This is a genomic window from Micromonospora vulcania (assembly GCF_042658605.1).
Classification (GTDB): domain Bacteria; phylum Actinomycetota; class Actinomycetes; order Mycobacteriales; family Micromonosporaceae; genus Micromonospora; species Micromonospora vulcania.
The window spans coordinates 26266-42067 of the sequence record NZ_JBHSQS010000010.1; the positions used below are offsets into that span (position 1 = coordinate 26266).

General features: G+C 72.0%; 13 protein-coding genes and 1 tRNA gene. 6 read left to right on the top strand and 8 right to left on the bottom strand.

Annotated features, from left to right (window positions below; translation table 11 throughout):
• Positions 1-97: 97 nt before the first annotated feature.
• On the top strand, positions 98-1591 hold the full coding sequence (locus tag ACFQGL_RS18020) for an MFS transporter (protein WP_377513223.1): 1494 nt from the start codon (positions 98-100) through the stop codon (positions 1589-1591).
• Positions 1592-1652: 61 nt separating this feature from the next.
• Here ACFQGL_RS18020 and leuA read toward each other — a convergent pair whose 3' ends face one another.
• Complete coding sequence (gene leuA / locus ACFQGL_RS18025; RefSeq protein WP_377513225.1) at positions 1653-3404, bottom strand: 2-isopropylmalate synthase; 1752 nt, start codon at positions 3402-3404, stop codon at positions 1653-1655.
• Between the two features lie 241 nt (positions 3405-3645).
• Positions 3646-4917 carry an MFS transporter gene (locus tag ACFQGL_RS18030; RefSeq protein WP_377513227.1) on the bottom strand — a complete coding sequence of 424 codons (1272 nt, stop codon included), beginning with the start codon at positions 4915-4917 and terminating at the stop codon, positions 3646-3648.
• Positions 4918-4987: 70 nt separating this feature from the next.
• Between ACFQGL_RS18030 and ACFQGL_RS18035 the strand changes: the two genes are divergently transcribed.
• Positions 4988-5980 (top strand): ArsR/SmtB family transcription factor, encoded by a 993-nt coding sequence (locus ACFQGL_RS18035; RefSeq protein WP_377513229.1) that lies wholly within the window; start codon positions 4988-4990, stop codon positions 5978-5980.
• Positions 5981-5993: 13 nt separating this feature from the next.
• Here ACFQGL_RS18035 and ACFQGL_RS18040 read toward each other — a convergent pair whose 3' ends face one another.
• Together ACFQGL_RS18040 and ACFQGL_RS18045 are read right to left on the bottom strand one after the other, a co-directional pair.
• Positions 5994-6524, bottom strand: coding sequence for a nitroreductase family protein (locus ACFQGL_RS18040; RefSeq protein ID WP_377513231.1), 531 nt, complete (start codon positions 6522-6524; stop codon positions 5994-5996).
• A gap of 84 nt (positions 6525-6608) precedes the next feature.
• A complete protein-coding gene (locus ACFQGL_RS18045; RefSeq protein WP_377513233.1) occupies positions 6609-7400 on the bottom strand; it encodes a hypothetical protein in 792 nt (263 codons plus the stop codon).
• A gap of 256 nt (positions 7401-7656) precedes the next feature.
• On the opposite strand from ACFQGL_RS18045, the gene ACFQGL_RS18050 reads away from it, so the two are divergent.
• Both ACFQGL_RS18050 and ACFQGL_RS18055 read left to right on the top strand, forming a co-directional pair.
• Positions 7657-8922 (top strand): aspartate kinase, encoded by a 1266-nt coding sequence (locus tag ACFQGL_RS18050; RefSeq protein ID WP_377513235.1) that lies wholly within the window; start codon positions 7657-7659, stop codon positions 8920-8922.
• A 7-nt stretch (positions 8923-8929) separates the two neighbouring features.
• Positions 8930-9994: an aspartate-semialdehyde dehydrogenase gene (locus tag ACFQGL_RS18055; RefSeq protein ID WP_377513237.1), complete on the top strand. Its 1065-nt coding sequence runs from the start codon at positions 8930-8932 to the stop codon at positions 9992-9994.
• On the opposite strand, the gene ACFQGL_RS18060 is transcribed toward ACFQGL_RS18055, so the two are convergent.
• Positions 9991-11412: a sensor domain-containing diguanylate cyclase gene (locus tag ACFQGL_RS18060; RefSeq protein WP_377513239.1), complete on the bottom strand. Its 1422-nt coding sequence runs from the start codon at positions 11410-11412 to the stop codon at positions 9991-9993. The two genes, ACFQGL_RS18055 and ACFQGL_RS18060, sit on opposite strands and share 4 nt — an antisense overlap.
• Before the next feature lie 168 nt (positions 11413-11580).
• On the opposite strand from ACFQGL_RS18060, the gene ACFQGL_RS18065 reads away from it, so the two are divergent.
• Complete coding sequence (locus ACFQGL_RS18065; protein WP_377513241.1) at positions 11581-12279, top strand: histone deacetylase; 699 nt, start codon at positions 11581-11583, stop codon at positions 12277-12279.
• Positions 12280-12441: 162 nt separating this feature from the next.
• Here the strand turns inward: ACFQGL_RS18065 and ACFQGL_RS18070 are convergent, their stop codons facing one another.
• A complete protein-coding gene (locus tag ACFQGL_RS18070) occupies positions 12442-13725 on the bottom strand; it encodes an MFS transporter (protein WP_377513243.1) in 1284 nt (427 codons plus the stop codon).
• 150 nt (positions 13726-13875) lie between these two features.
• On the opposite strand from ACFQGL_RS18070, the gene ACFQGL_RS18075 reads away from it, so the two are divergent.
• Positions 13876-14349 (top strand): hypothetical protein, encoded by a 474-nt coding sequence (locus ACFQGL_RS18075; protein ID WP_377513544.1) that lies wholly within the window; start codon positions 13876-13878, stop codon positions 14347-14349.
• Between the two features lie 11 nt (positions 14350-14360).
• Here ACFQGL_RS18075 and ACFQGL_RS18080 read toward each other — a convergent pair whose 3' ends face one another.
• Positions 14361-15185 carry a class I SAM-dependent methyltransferase gene (locus ACFQGL_RS18080; protein WP_377513245.1) on the bottom strand — a complete coding sequence of 275 codons (825 nt, stop codon included), beginning with the start codon at positions 15183-15185 and terminating at the stop codon, positions 14361-14363.
• Between the two features lie 434 nt (positions 15186-15619).
• A tRNA-Pro gene (locus ACFQGL_RS18085) sits at positions 15620-15696 on the bottom strand.
• Positions 15697-15802: the final 106 nt, after the last annotated feature.

Consider the following 15802-nt stretch of genomic DNA (forward strand, 5'->3'; position numbering starts at 1 on the left):
TCTCCAGCTTGCGGGCTTCCGGCGATTGCGCACAGTACCCGGGTGTGGTTTCGGCGTTTCGTGGCGTCTCCCACATGGTGCAAGGCAAATTGGTGGGATGACCGCACCCGTACCGGCGCCCGCACTGCGGATGGGTACTGCCGCAGGCCGGGGGACGCTGCTCGCCGCAGTACTTGCCTCCGGCATGGTCTTCCTGGACGGCACGGTTGTCAATGTGGCGCTGCCGAAACTCGGTGAGGATCTCGGCGCGAACGTGGCCGATCTGCAATGGACCGTGAACGGCTACCTGCTGATGCTGGCGGCTTTCGTGCTGCTCGGGGGAGCGCTCGGGGACCGCTTCGGCCGGCGACGGATCTTCCTCATCGGGGTGGTCTGGTTCACCGTCGCGTCGGTGCTGTGCGGGCTGTCCCAGGGCACCGGCTGGCTGATCGCGGCCCGGTTCCTCCAGGGTGCCGGCGGCGCGCTGCTCACCCCCGGGTCGCTGTCGGTGCTCCAGTCCAGCTTCCACCCGGACGACCGGGGTCGGGCGATCGGTGCCTGGGCCGGGCTGTCCGGGGTGTCCACCGCGCTGGGCCCGTTCCTCGGTGGCTGGCTGATCGACACGCTGTCCTGGCGGTGGATCTTCTTCCTCAACCTGCCGCTGGCCGTGCTGGTGCTGCTGGCCGCCCTGCGCTGGGTGCCGGAGAGCCGGGACGAGAACGCCTCCCGCAGCGCGGGGCGGGGCCGGACCCACCGTCGGTTCGACGTCGCCGGGGCGCTGCTCGGCGCGCTCGCGCTGGCCGGGGTCACGTACGCCCTGATCGACGCGCCCGAGCGCGGCTTCGTCTCGGCCCCGGTGCTGGTCGCGGCGCTCGTCGGAGTGCTGGCCGCGGTGGCCTTCGTACTGCTGGAACGGCGGCGCGGCGACACCGCGATGCTGCCCACCGGGCTGTTCGGCAGCCGGCTCTTCTCGGTGCTGAACATCTTCACCGTGGTGGTGTACGCGGCGCTCAACGGCTTCACCTTCTTCTTCGCCGTCTATCTGCAGAACGTGCTCGGCTGGTCGGCCTTCCGTACCGGGATCGCACTGCTGCCGATGACCGTGCTGCTGCTGGTCGGTTCGGCCCGCGCCGGGGCGTTGGCGGCGAAGATCGGTCCACGGCTGCCGCTGGCCATCGGACCGGTGGTGGCCGCCGCCGGACTGCTGCTGCTGCGCGGCGTCGATCCCGGCGCGTCGTACTGGCGGGACGTGTTTCCCGGGGTGCTGCTCTTCGGCTCCGGGTTGACCCTGGTGGTGGCGCCACTGACCGCGTCGGTGCTGGCCGCGGTGCAGGACCGGTTCTCCGGGGTGGCCAGCGGGTTCAACAACGCCGCGTCCCGAGCGGGTGGCCTGCTCGCGGTGGCGGCGCTGCCGCTGCTGGTGGGCCTGTCCGGAAGCGGCTACGCGCAGAAGACCGAGCTGACCCACGCGTTCCGAGGCGCGCTGGCCTGGTGCGCCGGGCTGCTGCTGGCCGGCGCGGTGCTGGCCCTGGTGCTGGTGCACCGCCCACCCCGCGCGGCCCCGCCCTCGCAGCCCTGCCACTCGATGCCCGCCGCAACGCCCCCGAAGTAAGGAAGGGCACCTTGTTAACGCCTGGCGTTGTACAAGGGGCCCTTCCTAACGAACGGTGCAGCTAGCTGCGCGCGCGGTTGACGGCGCTGGTGACCGCCTTGATCGAGGCGGTGACGATGTTGGCGTCGGTGCCGACACCCCACACCGTCCGGCCGTCCACCTCGCACTCCACGTACGCGGCGGCCTGCGCGTCACCGCCGGAGGAGAGCGCGTGCTCGTGGTAGTCGAGCACCCGTACGCCCACCCCGACCGACTGGAGCGCGTTGACGTACGCGTCGATCGGGCCGTTACCGACCGCCGTGAGTGCCCGATGCTCGCCGCCCACGCCGACCTGGGCCTCGATCTCGACCTTGCCGTCGGCCGTGCCGATCGCGTAGCCGGCCAACCGCACCGCCGGGTTTGGCTGGTGGTCGAGCAGGTAGTTCGTCGCGAAGATCTCCCACATCGCGCCCGGGTCGACCTCGCCACCGTCGTGGTCGGTGACCTGCTGCACCACGCCGGAGAACTCGATCTGGAGCCGGCGCGGCAGGTCCAGCTGGTGCTCGCTCTTCATGATGTACGCGACGCCGCCCTTGCCGGACTGCGAGTTGACCCGGATGACCGCCTCGTAGGTGCGGCCCAGGTCCTTCGGGTCGATCGGCAGGTAGGGGACCGCCCAGATGTGCTCGTCCACCGGTACGCCGGCCGCCGCCGCGTCGGCGGCGAGGGCGTCGAAGCCCTTCTTGATGGCGTCCTGGTGGGAGCCGGAGAAGGCGGTGTAGACCAGGTCACCGGCGTACGGGTGGCGTTCGTGCACCGGCAGTTGGTTGCAGTACTCGACGGCCCGACGGACCTCGTCGATGTTCGAGAAGTTGATCATCGGGTCGATGCCCTGGGAGAAGAGGTTGAGCCCCAGCGTCACCAGGTCCACGTTGCCGGTGCGCTCGCCGTTGCCGAACAGGCAGCCCTCGATCCGGTCCGCGCCGGCGAGCAGACCCAGCTCGGCGGCGGCCACCCCGGTGCCCCGGTCGTTGTGCGGGTGCAGGCTCAGCACCAGGCTGTCCCGGCGCGGCAGGTGCCGGTGCATCCACTCGATCGAGTCGGCGTACACGTTCGGCGTGGCCATCTCGACCGTGGCCGGCAGGTTGATGATCAGCTTCCGGTCCGGCGTCGGGTCGATCACGTCGATCACCCGGGAGCAGACCTCCAGCGCGTACTCCAGCTCGGTGCCGGTGTACGACTCCGGCGAGTACTCGTAGTGGATCTCGGTGTCCGGGGTGTGAATCTCGGCGTACTTCTGGCAGAGCCGTGCGCCGGAGGTGGCGATGTCGGCGATGCCGTCGCGGTCCAGACCGAAGACCACCCGGCGCTGCAGGGTGGAGGTCGAGTTGTAGAAGTGCACGATCGCCCGCCTGGCCCCGCGCAGCGACTCGAACGTCCGGTCGATCAGGTGCTCCCGGCACTGGGTGAGCACCTGGATGGTGACGTCGTCCGGGATCATGTCCTGTTCGATGAGCTGCCGGACGAAGTCGAAGTCGGTCTGGCTGGCCGACGGGAAGCCGACCTCGATCTCCTTGTAACCCATCTGGACCAGCAGCTGGAACATCCGGCGCTTGCGCTCGGGCGACATCGGGTCGATCAGTGCCTGGTTGCCGTCGCGCAGGTCCACGGCGCACCAGCGCGGTGCGGCGTCCACCTGACGGGTGGGCCAGGTGCGGTTCGGCAGATCGATCCGGAACTGCTGGCCGTAGGGCTGGTAGCGCTGGTACGGCATCCGGCTCGGGCGCTGCCGGGCGATCGGGTCGGTGTCAACGTCGGTGACGGGTTGAGCCATGACGGAATGCTCCCGTGGGTCATGTGGGGCGTCAGCAATCGGAAGGTGTCGGCGAGGTGCCGGGCGACGGTGCCCGCGCGGGTGCCGAGGGGAATTTCGGATGTGCTGGACGGCGCCGTTCGACTCCGCGACGAGGTGCCGGCCGGTCAGGCCTCGTCGCGGCAGCCAAGGAGAAGAAGCGCCCGCCACATGACAGGGTGACCCTACGTGATGAGACGGAGGGTGGGAAGGCGGGTCCGGACTATGGGACCGGTGTCACGACCTGCTCCGGGGCGACCGCACCCAGTCGCGGCGTCCGTACGGCCCAGGCCACCGTGGGTACGATCGCCAGCCCGACCAGCGTGAAGATGGCTGCCGCCGGGTACCAGCCCCAACCACCGGTGGTCACCCCCAGCGCGGTCAGTCCCGCCGGCGCGATCAGGTACTGCACCTGCGAGCCGAGCCGGAACGCGCCCACGTACGCGCCACGCTGGGCGGCCGGCGGCAGGGCGGCGGTGAGCCCCCAGGTGCCGGCCGACTCGATCAGCTCGGCCACGATCAGCAGCGTCGCGGCGGCCACCAGCACCACCACGGTGAGTACGCCCCGGGTGGCCCCGGAGATCGGCAGGACCAGGCAGAACAGCGAGATCAGCAGGGCGCCTCGGCGGGAGGCCCGGGCCGCGCCCAGCGCGGTGTCGGCGCCCCGGCTGGCGCGTACCTGGAGCAGCACGATCAGGACCGTGTTGAGCAGCACCAGAGCGGCGATCACCGTCTTCGGGGCGTCGGTGTGGGTGAGGATCCAGAGCGGCATCACCGTCAGATAGAGCGTCTGGTGCGCGGTGAGCAGCCCGGAGAGCAGGGACACCGCCATGAAGGGGCGGTCGCGCAGCACGGCGAGCCGGCTCATCGGCTCTGCCGCCCGGGTCGCCTGGGCCAACCGGGGCAGTCTCCGCACGAAGAGGGCCGTCACCAGGAAGACCGTCGCGATGAACCAGATCATCCCCCGGTACCCCGCGTCCGTGTCCACCGCCAGCACCAGACCGCTGATCACCGCGCCCAGCCCGAACCCGACGTTCAGCGACGAACGCTGGTACGCCATCGCCGTGACCCGTTCGGCCGGGGGAAGGGCGTTGATCGAGTAGACCTGAACGGCCACGCCGGTCGCGGCCTCCACGGCGGCCAACGCCACCACCACGGCGAGGAAGCCGGCGAAGCCGCCCACGAACGGGTAGCTCGCGAAGAGCGCCGCCTGCAGCACCAGCCCGACCATCCAGACCCGCTGCGGCCCGTACCGGTCGGTCAGTCCGCCCAGCGGCACCGTACCCAGCAGCGAAACCCCCGCCGAGATGGACAGCCCCAGCCCCACCTGGGCGGCGCTGAGCCCCAGCGCCCGGGTGAAGAAGACGGCGCTCCCGGCGTGGAACAGGCCGCTGCCAACGGCGTAGACCATGGCCTGCACGGCCAGCGCGCGGGTCAGCCCGGCCGGCGGTACGACATTTCGGACGGCAATGCGGATGGTTTCTCTGGCCCCCATGGCCGGGAAGTCAACCGTGCCCCCACGGTGCCAGTCGAGCCTTTTAGGCTGAGCCAAATCCTGGCCGGGGGTGCATGTGTCCGAGTTGCGGTTCAGCCTGGCCGACGTGGCGGGAGTGCGGTTGGCCGTGTCGCCGGCCAACGAGACGGTCATGAGCATGTGGGCGGTGTCCAGCCCGGTGCACTATGCGGTGCACCTGCCCTGGATCGACCGCGCCCGGGTGACTCTGCGTCGTCCCGAGGTGGCCGACCGGGTCCGACCCTTGGTGGAGCTGGCTCGGCCGCGTACCTGGCTGCCCGACTTCCTCACCCCGGCGGCCCGGCCGAACGTGGAGATGGCCGAGCAACTCGACCAGATCGCGGCGACGCCGCCGGCCGTGGTGGTCCAGGATCTGTTGGCGACCACCCCGAGCCGGCCGTTGAGCCCGTTCGGGAGGGCGCTGCTCGCCGATCCCCGCGGCCTGCTGCCGCAGCTCGTCGACGCGGTGCGGGTCTGGTACGACGAGGCGATCGCCCCGGACTGGCCGCGGATGCGGGCGCTGCTCGACGCCGACGTGGCGTACCGGGCCGCCCAGCTCGCCGAGAATGGTGCCGGTCGGTTCTTCGAACAGCTCCACCCGAGCCTGCGCTGGCACGGCGACCGGGTGATCAGCGACGACACGTTCGAGCGGGACTTCGACCTCCGCGGTCGTGGGCTGGCGCTGAACCCGACGGTGTTCACCGAGCGGCATGTGCTGTGGAACCTGCTGGAGGATTCGCTGCCGGCCGGCGCATACCCGGTCCGTGCCCTCGGCACGCTCTGGGAGACGAGCGCGCCGCCGCCCGGTGACCCGCTGGCGCGGGTGGTCGGCCCGGGCCGAGCCGCGCTGCTGCACCTGCTCGACACGGCGGCGACCACCACTGACCTCGCCCGATTCGCCGGGATGTCCGCCGGAAACGTCTCCCAGCACCTCTCCGCGCTGCACGACGCCGGGTTGGTCTCCCGGGTGCGACAGGGCCGGCACGTCCTCTATCGCAACACGGAGGCGGCAGCGGTCCTGCTCCGGGCCAGCCGGGGCGGGTAGCTCCGGCGGTCGATCAGCGGAGCAGCAGGTCGGCGAGCGGGCGGCGGTGCCGCAGGCCGGTCTCCCGGGCGCAGAGCTCGGGCGGGAGCGTGAACGGGTCCCCGAGGCGGCCGACGGCGGCGACCACCAGCGGGCGGACGACGCCGGGCAGGTCGAGTTCGCAGGCGAGGCCGGCCCGGTCGAAGCGGGTGAGTTGATGTACGTGCAGACCGAGCGCGGTGGCCTGCACGGTCAGGTGGGCGATCGCCTGACCCAGGTCGTACGCGGCCCGCTCGGCGTCATCGCCGGTGTGCGCGCCGACCACCAGGGTCGCGGCGTGCCGGACCCAGTCCTGGTCGCTGGCGGGAAGGCTGGTCAGGATCAGCTTCCAGGTCTCGTCGTCCCGGTGGCCGAGGGCGAACCGCCAGGGCTGCACGTTCTCCGCCGATGGCGCCCAGCGCGCGGCCTCGAGTAACGAGGCCGCCTGGTCCGGAGTCAGCTCGGCGTCCGGGTCGAAGGCCCGTGGGCTCCAGCGGTACGCGAGTAGTGGGGTGAGATCGGCCATTCACCGATCGTCCCGTATGGGCGATTTGCCCCCGCGTCCGGGGTCGGCTAAATGTGGGCAAGAGCACCCGTAACGGGATGAAGATCAGGACGTTCCCGCGCTCGGGCTGTCGGACGGGTCCGGCGTTGGCGGAGCCGCGGTGTCCAGCGGTTCCCCGTCCACCACGACCGGGCCGGCCAGCTGCACGGTGGCCGGCGCGGCCCCGGGCGGGGCTGCCAGCTTCAGCGTCCCGCCCGTGGTCCGGGCACCGGTCGGCGTGCCGTCCCGGTCGTAGCAGTAGATCCCGACGTCCAGCGGGGCGTTGAGCGAGGCCGAGGTCGAGTCCACCGAGTAGCAGGTGCCGGTGAGTCCCTCGGGCGGGCCGGCCGGGAAGACCGCGAGCGGCGAGCGGCGGTCGGTGAGCACGTCCAGCCAGTCGGTGAGCGGGTGCTGGACCCGAGGGTCCAGCCGGCGGGGGATGGCGTCGTCGCGCTCGCCGAGGCGTACGCACTGCGCCGACTCCGGGTGGCCGACCGACGGCAGGGCGCACTGGAACAGCCCGTCGGCGGTCGCGGCCAGTGAGACATCGGCGGTGCCGCCCAGCGCGCCACCGGGCACGTCGACCCGCCAACTGCCGTCGTTCGCACTGGTGAACACGATCGTGCGGTCCGGTTGGTCGGCCTGGCTGAAGGTGTACTGCGCCACCAGGTGGCGGTCCTGTGCCGCCGCAGCCAGCGCGGCCAACTCGTCGCGGGCGGCGTCCACCTCGATCGGCCCGGGGTCGCTCGGCGGTGGCGGGGCCGGGGGCTGCTCGTTGGTGCACGCGACCAGGAGCGCCGGCAGGGCGAACACGAGCGGCCCGAGCACGCGGCCGGCCGAGCGGATGAGGACGGGCACCGGCCCATTCTGGTGGGTACGAGTGGTCGGTGGGTGCCCGCCCGCGCCGGTCCGTCCGGCGTGTCGGGCGGGGACCGGGCCGGCGTACCGCCTGACCCGGCCGGGCGTGGTCCGGGGCCCGGGCGGGCCGGATGGTGGGATCACCCGACCCAGTGCCGCGAGCCGCCGGATACGCTTCTGGGGTCTGACACGCGCCGCCGGCCCCGGTTCCGGCGGCGTCGGCACGCTCAGGGTCGCTGGGAGGGAGTGCACCGTCGTGGCACTCGTGGTGCAGAAGTACGGCGGGTCCTCCGTCGCGAATGCCGAGCGGATCAAGCGGGTGGCGGAGCGAATCGTCGCCGCCCGCAAGGCCGGTGACGACGTGGTGGTGGTGGTCTCCGCGATGGGCGACACCACCGACGAGCTGCTCGACCTGGCCAACCAGGTCAGCCCGCTGCCGCCGGGCCGCGAGCTGGACATGCTGCTCACCGCCGGGGAGCGGATCTCCATGGCGCTGTTGGCCATGGCCATCCACAACCTGGGGTACGAGGCCCGCTCGTTCACCGGCTCGCAGGCCGGCGTGATCACCACCTCGGTGCACGGCCGCGCGCGGATCATCGACGTCACCCCCGGGCGGCTCAAGGGCGCGCTCGACGAGGGCTCGGTGGTCATCGTGGCCGGTTTCCAGGGCGTCTCGCAGGACACCAAGGACGTCACCACCCTGGGCCGGGGTGGTTCGGACACCACCGCCGTCGCGGTCGCCGCCGCGCTGCACGCCGATGTCTGTGAGATCTACACCGACGTCGACGGCATCTTCAGCGCCGACCCGCGGATCGTGCCCAACGCCCGGCACATCCGGCACATCACCTACGAGGAGATGCTGGAGCTGGCGGCGTGCGGCGCGAAGGTACTGCACCTGCGTAGCGTGGAATACGCCCGTCGGGCGGGGTTGCCGATCCACGTCCGTTCGTCATACTCGACCAACACCGGCACGATGGTCACCGGATCGATGGAGGACCTTCCCGTGGAGCAGGCACTGATCACCGGGGTCGCGCACGACCGCAGCGAGGCCAAGATCACGATCGTCGGGGTGCCCGACGAGCCGGGCGCCGCCGCGCGGATCTTCGACACCGTCGCCGGTGCCGAGATCAACATCGACATGATCGTGCAGAACGTCTCCACCGAGGGCACCGGTCGGACCGACATCTCGTTCACCCTGCCCAAGACCGACGGCCCGACCGCGATGGCCGCGCTCAGCAAGATCCAGGAGCCGGTCAAGTTCAAGGGCCTGCTGTACGACGACCACGTCGGCAAGGTCTCACTCATCGGCGCCGGCATGCGCTCGCACCCCGGCGTGGCCGCCGGCTTCTTCGCCGCGCTCGGCGCGGCCGGCGTGAACATCGAGATGATCTCCACCTCCGAGATCCGGGTCTCCGTGGTCTGCCGGGACACCGACCTGGACGCGGCGGTCCGCGCCATCCACGACGCCTTCGAGTTGGGCGGCGATACCGAAGCCGTGGTCTACGCGGGGACGGGTAGGTAGCGCCGGCATGACCGCGCTGCCCACCCTCGCCGTGGTCGGAGCGACCGGTGCCGTCGGCACCGTGATGTGCGAGCTGCTCACCGGGCGTCGCAACGTCTGGGGTGAGATCAGGATGCTCGCCTCCGAGCGTTCCGTGGGTCGGCAGGTGCGCTGCCGGGGCGAGGACCTCACCGTCCAGGCGCTGACCCCGGAGGCGTTCGACGGGGTCGACGTGGCGATGTTCGACGTGCCCGACGAGGTCTCCGCCGCGTGGGCCCCGATCGCCGTCACCCGCGGCGCGATCGTGGTGGACAACTCCGGAGCCTTCCGGATGGACCGCGACGTTCCGCTGGTGGTTCCGGAGATCAACGCCGATCAGGTCCGCAACCGCCCCCGCGGCATCATCGCCAACGCCAACTGCACCACCCTTGCGATGATCATCGCGGTCGCGCCGCTGCACCGCGAGTACGGCCTCCGGGAGCTGGTGCTCGCCTCCTACCAGGCGGTCTCCGGCTCCGGCCAGGCCGGCGTGGACATCCTGCACGACCAGCTCGCCAAGGTCGCCGGGGATCGGGCGCTCGGCTCGCGGACCGGCGACGTGCGGCAGGCGGTGGGCGACGACCTGGGGCCGTTCCCGGCACCGCTGGCGCTCAACGTGGTGCCGTGGGCCGGTTCGCCGGCCGACGGTGGCTGGTCGTCCGAGGAGATGAAGGTCCGCAACGAGTCGCGCAAGATCCTGGGTCTGCCCGACCTCAAGGTCTCCGCCACCTGCGTCCGGGTGCCGGTGGTGACCGGCCACTCGGTGGCCGTGCACGCCGTCTTCGCGACCGAGGTGGACGCCGAGGGCGCCCGCGAGGCGCTGCGCAACGCCCCCGGGGTGATCCTGGTCGACGATCCCGCCGCCGGGGAGTTCCCGATGCCGATCGACGCGGTCGGCACCGACCCGTCCTGGGTCGGCCGGATCCGCCGCGCCCTGGACGACCCCCGCGCCCTGGACCTCTTCATCACCGGCGACAACCTGCGCAAGGGTGCGGCCCTCAACACCGCCCAGATCGCCGAACTCCTGGCCAAGGACCTGACCTCGAAGGGTTAGGCGGCGGCCAGGTGGACGCCGTCCCGGCCGTGGCGTTTCACCGCGTAGAGGGCCTGGTCGGCACGGCGCAGGGTGCGGTCGGGGGTCTCGCCGGGACGGGGCAGCGCGACGCCCACGCTGATCGTGCGACCGGTCCGCCGGGCCGCCTCGGTCAGTCGCTCGGCGATCCGGACCGCCTCCTCGGGGCGACTCACCTCGATCACCGCGACGAACTCGTCGCCGCCGATCCGGTACAGCTCGTCGCCGTGCCGCAGCGCCCCTTCCAACGCCCGGGCCAGCCCGACCAGCACCCGGTCGCCGGCCTGGTGGCCGTACGTGTCGTTGACGGTCTTGAAGTCGTCCACGTCGATCGCCAGCAGGGCCGTACGCCCCGGCATGGCCGCCGCGATCCGCTGCCCGAAGGGGCCGGTGTGCCGCAGCCCGGTCAGCGGGTCGGAGCTGGCCTGCTCCCGGAGCCGTGCGAGCGTACGCAACCGGTCCAGGCTGGCCCAGGCCTGCCCGGCGAGCAGCTCCAGCAGACTCACCGTGGTCGGGTCCGGGCCCAGCAACCGCTCGTCGGCGACCAGCAGCACCCCGCCCGCGTCCGGCGGCCCGACCGGAACGGCGACCAACGTACGCACCCCGGCCCGGGTCAGCGGCCCGTAGTCCCCGGTCGGCTGGTGCCCAGCCTCGCCCAGCGTGTACCCGGCACCGTACCGGTGCGCCCGCCGGACCATCCGACCGAGCGCGGACGGACCCGCCTCCGTCAGCTCGGCACGGATGCGCGCCTCCAGCCCGTCCGGGGCGGGCGCCGACGGCCCGAGTCGCGCACCATCCGGCTCGGCGATCAGCAGCACCGCGGTGGAGAGCGTGGAGACCTCGCGGGCTGCCCAGCCCGCCGCAGCCAGTAGGTCCGGTTCGGTGGCCGCCAAGGAGAGCGCGGCGGCGTGCCGAAGCAGCATCTCGCTGCGGCTCTCGGCCGGCGGACCACCGAGCGCGACGATCCGCGCCCCCAGACAGACGCCCAGTTGCTGTGCCGCCTCGCGCCAGGGTTCCAGATCGACCGGCTCGGTCCACTGCAGGTCGAGTACGCCGATCGGCTGGCCCGCCGGGTCCAGCACCGGCACGCACAGTTCCGCGGTCACGTCCGGGCGTACCGGTAGATAGTCGGGATCGGCGGTGACATCCGGGACGGCCGCCGCGGTGCCGGTCGTGAACACCCGCCCGACGATCCCGGCGCTCGGGGGCACGGTGGCGTAGACCTGCCAGGCACCGGTCGCCGCGACACAGCGCAGTCGATCGTGCACGTGCAGCAGCACGGAGATGGTCGCCGGGGTGTGGCGGGACAGCGCGGCGACCGTCCACCGGCAGGCCTCCGGCGCGTTCGACGCCATCGGCAGGCGGACGGTGACGTCACGGATGACTCGCTGATGATCCACTCGCACGTCGTTCCAGGTAGGGGAGGGGGCTGCCGGCCGGCGCCGGGCTGCGCGATCAAGCGTACCCACGTTGGAGCGGGTCGCCCCGGGGCTTCGTACACATGTGCTATCCACAGGCTGTGGACGCAGCCTGTGGGCAGAGTCCCCGGCCGGCGATAGCGTGGGCCCGTGCTCAGTGACCCGCACCTGACCACCGGCGTGGTCGGTGCCGAGGAGCGGCTGGTCTGGTACGTCGCGTACGGCTCGAACCTGCACGCGGCACGGCTGGCGTGGTACATCGGGGGTGGCTGCCCGCCCGGCGGCCGACGGACGTACCCGGGCTGCCGGGACACCCGTCCACCGAGCCGCTCGGTACCGGTGTCGCTGCCCGGTGGGATCTACTTCGCGGGCGAGTCCGGTGCCTGGACCGGCGGGATGGCGTTCTACGACCCGCGCCTGCCCGGCGTCGCCGCGGCCCGGGCCTACCTGGTCACCGTCGAGCAGTTCGCCGACATCGCGGCCCAGGAGATGTACCGGCCGCCGGGCGACACCGCCGACCTGATCCCGGCGACCGGCGCGGCGATCGACGCGGCAGTCGCCGAAGGCCGGGCCACGCTCGGCCCGGGGCGCTACGAGACGCTGGTCTGCCCCGGCCACCTCGCGGGTATCCCGCTGCTCACCTTCACCGCCGGGGAGTCGGCGTCGACCCAGCGGTGCCGGCCGCCGGCGCCGATCTACCTCGGCATGATCGCCCGAGGGCTGCACGAGTCGCACGGCTGGCCCGCCGAGCGCATCGCGACCTACCTGGCCGACCGCCCGGGAGTCGCGGACGGCTGGCCGCCGGAGGCCGTCGCGGCCCTGGTCACCGAGGCACTCGCGGCCGGCTGACCGGTCCGGCGCCCGCCCCATCGCTCGAAGCACCCGCCTCCGGGCTCGGGCTGCCGCCTCCGGGCGCGGAGCCTGCACCCGCGACGTCCGGGGCGGCGGGCGCGTGCGGGCCTGCGGCGGCCGCGTGGGCGGGCCCGGGCGCGCGGCCGCCGCGTGGGTGGGTCAGGCGTGGGCTGGAGCTTGCTCGGCGGGGGTCGGGTCGGTCGTCGTGCGGCCGTCCTGTGTGGGGTTGAGGAGGCGGCGGAGGGAGAGCGCGACGACCGAGGCGACCAGACAGCCGCCGACCACCACCGCCACCCAGACCATCCCGTCGGCGGCGCCGATGAGCGGGCCGGCGGTCACCGGACCGATCACGCCGCTGATGCCGAAGATCATCGAACTCATGGCGTTGTACCGGCCGCGAAGCTGGTCGGTGGCCAGCGCGTTGGTCAGCGCCGGCATCACCGGCGACAGCACCGTCTCGCCGAAGCCGAAGATCGCCGAGCAGGTCACCACGCACAGTGCGGCCAGCAGGGCATTGCCGGTGCTGACCAGGCCGGCGGCACCGAGGACCAGCCAGGCGGTGGCGAACACCGCCCCGACCACGGCGAGCGCTCCGGTGCGGCTGCGCCCCTCGATCCGGCGGATGACCAGGAGCTGGGCGACCACGATCGTCACGGTGTTGGCGGCGAGCGCCCACGCCACCACCCGTGGTCCGACCTCGGCGACGCGCACGGCGTACGCGGCGAAGCCCACCTCGATCTGGGCGTACCCGCAGGTGGTGAGGATCAGGCCGAAGATCACCAGCCGGCGGAACGGGCGGTCGCGGAGCACCGTCAGGTAACCACCGGACGATGGCTCGTCGCCGGTCGTACGGTGGCCGAGTCGATGGCCGACGCCCGGCAGGGTGAGCAGGATCAATGCCGGCAGCAGGTAGCTCACCGCGTCCAGCAGGTAGATCGTCTGGAAGGTGCCGGGCCGGGCCGTGTCGACGATCGCGCCGGAGGTCATGCCGCCGATACCGATGCCGAGGTTGAGCAGGGCGAAGTTGAGCCCGAAGACGCGCTGCCGCTCACCGTCGTCGGTCAGCGAGGCGAGGATGGTGTTCTGCCCGGACCAGATGGCCGAGCTGCCGATGGCGATCACCGTCATCACCAGCAGGGCCGAGCCGGTCGAGTGAACCAGTGACAGCGAACCGGTGCCCACCGCCTCGATCACCAGACAGGGCAGCACCACCCGGCGGGCGCCGAACCGGTCGATCAGCGTCCCGCCCAGCGGAGACAGGACCAGGGTGACCGCGCCGTACCAGCCGATCACCAGCCCGGCGCGGGCGTCGGTGAGCCCGCGTACGTCGGTCAGGTAGATGAACAGGAACGGCAGGGTCAACCCGCGCCCGATCGCCGACAACAGAGTGCCGACGAGGAGCCGGCGAGCTTCCGGGCGGCTAGGAAGGGCGCGGCGCAGCATCCGGTGATTCTGGTTGCCGGGTACGACATGTCGCGAATTGTTTTGTGCGTCGTCTGCTCTTTGCGCGGTGGCCGTGTGACCACGAACACGGTGATCCACCCGGCTCCGGGGCGGCCCGTCGGTGTCGGCCGGGTCTGCGATGCTGGCCGGATGACCGGCACCTGGCGACACCTGCCCGCTACCGCCCGCACCATCGCGGTGACCGCCACCGCGGCCGTCGCCGCCGCTCGGGCCCGCGACGGTCAGGCGTACGACGAGGCGGTCGCGGGCCTCGCCGTGGACGAGCGGTCCGGCCTGGTGCTCGGGGCGGTGGTACGGCTGCTGCTGGAGCAGGGCCACCCGGACGGGCTGGACGGGGACGACGTCCGCCAGGTGTTGGCGCACTGCGTGCAGGACGCGGCGCGTTGGCGGTCCGATGTGGATCCGCACGTGGTGCTGGTCCTACTGGCCAGCGCCCTCGGGGTGTACGACCCCGAGGGGGACGAGACGCCGCCGGACGCGTCGGCTCTGGCCCGGCACGCCCCGCTGCTCGTGGCCGATCTGTTGAACGCCACCGGCGCATCGTTGGACGACTACCTGACCGCGGCGTTCGCCGAGATCGAGCGCACCGAACGGCAGGACTGAGTGAGTCGGTGTCAGGCCGGCCCGGGTGATAGGTGCGCCACCACCTCCAGGTACTCCGCCGAAATCCGTACCGTCGCGTCGGTGGACCGGTTGTGTGTCCGTGCCAGCTCGACCAGGTCGGCGTGCAGTTCCGGGTGCCGCTCCTCGGGCAGTGCCTCGAACGCCTTGAGCGTCGGCCCGTAGTTGGCCCGGAAGAAGCCGGCGAACTCCTCCGGCGTCTCGAAGCGGAAGACGAACTCACGCCGTACCGCCCGAAGTTCGCCCACGGCCCCGCCGAGCAGCTCGCGGACCCGGTCCTCGTCGCCCCACTGCACCGGCGGACGCAGCCCCGGTGGCGGCGGCACGTGCCGCCCCACCGTGCGGAACAGCTCGCCGATGAACCCCTGCGGCGTCCACGACGCCAGTGCGATCGTCCCGCCGGGCCGGCAGACCCGCACCAGTTCGGAGGCCGCCCGCTCCTGATTTGGTGCGAACATCACGCCGACGACGGAGAGCACCGCGTCGAAGGAGTCGTCGGGGTACGCCAGCTGCTCTGCGTCGCCAGTCACGAAGGTGACCGGCAGCCGCTCGGCCTCCGCCCGCGCGTGGCCTCGTTCCAACAGCTCCGGTACGTAGTCGACGCCGATCACCGCGCAGCCGCAGCGGGCGGCGGCGATGGCCGCGTTGCCGGTGCCGGTTGCCACGTCCAGCACCCGGGCCCCGGCCGACAGGTCAGCCTCCGCTACCAGCCATTCGGAGATCGGGTGTATCAGCGCGGCGACCGCGCCGTAGTCACCGCTGGCCCAGGTCACCTGCTGACGGGCCTTCACGGCGTTGAGATCGAGTGCTGTGGTCATGTGCGTTCCCTCTCGAACGGTGGCTGTTCCGTCGACGCTAAGTGACGCAGCGTGGTGAGGGATCGGCAGAAATACGTATATCGGCAGCATCGGACTCCGCTGGCTCCCCTCCCCAAGGGCCTTGCCGCAGCCGCTGTCGCCGCCTGGGAGCGCGACGAGGAGGGACCGATAGCCGAGGAGACCTGCGGGCAGGCCCGCTCCCGGTTGCGTGCCGGTGAGTTCGCTCTGCTCGGGCTCGCGATCTCCCAGAGCGGACGTTCGTCGGGCGACGCCGTGATCGTGCGGCTCCCGGCCGCGCAGTTCGCCGCAGCCGTCGACACGTGGGCTGAGTCTCAGTAGGCGGGCCTCGCCATCGGCGTGACGGGCTGGTGCGGCCCAGTCACCCAGGAAGCACTAGAGGGCACATCCATCGATCGGATGTGCCCTCTTACCTCTGGTCGGGGTGGCCGGATTCGAACCGACGACCTCTTCGTCCCGAACGAAGCGCGCTACCAAGCTGCGCCACACCCCGAGGCGTGCCGACAAATAGTAGCCCACCCGTCCCGATGGTCAAACTCAGTACCCCCGCCCGCCGCAACCCCGCCCGGAGCAGCCAAGATCCGCGCAACATCCGGGAT

What these genes read in the sequence shown, in the direction of transcription:
- ACFQGL_RS18020 (WP_377513223.1), top strand. Translation starts at nt 98, where the DNA reads ATGACCGCACCCGTACCGGCGCCCGCACTGCGGATGGGTACTGCCGCA.
- ACFQGL_RS18070 (WP_377513243.1), bottom strand. Translation starts at nt 13,725, where the DNA reads ATGCTGCGCCGCGCCCTTCCTAGCCGCCCGGAAGCTCGCCGGCTCCTC.
- ACFQGL_RS18055 (WP_377513237.1), top strand. Translation starts at nt 8,930, where the DNA reads ATGACCGCGCTGCCCACCCTCGCCGTGGTCGGAGCGACCGGTGCCGTC.
- ACFQGL_RS18030 (WP_377513227.1), bottom strand. Translation starts at nt 4,917, where the DNA reads ATGGGGGCCAGAGAAACCATCCGCATTGCCGTCCGAAATGTCGTACCG.
- ACFQGL_RS18075 (WP_377513544.1), top strand. Translation starts at nt 13,876, where the DNA reads ATGACCGGCACCTGGCGACACCTGCCCGCTACCGCCCGCACCATCGCG.
- ACFQGL_RS18080 (WP_377513245.1), bottom strand. Translation starts at nt 15,185, where the DNA reads ATGACCACAGCACTCGATCTCAACGCCGTGAAGGCCCGTCAGCAGGTG.
- ACFQGL_RS18040 (WP_377513231.1), bottom strand. Translation starts at nt 6,524, where the DNA reads ATGGCCGATCTCACCCCACTACTCGCGTACCGCTGGAGCCCACGGGCC.
- leuA (WP_377513225.1), bottom strand. Translation starts at nt 3,404, where the DNA reads ATGGCTCAACCCGTCACCGACGTTGACACCGACCCGATCGCCCGGCAG.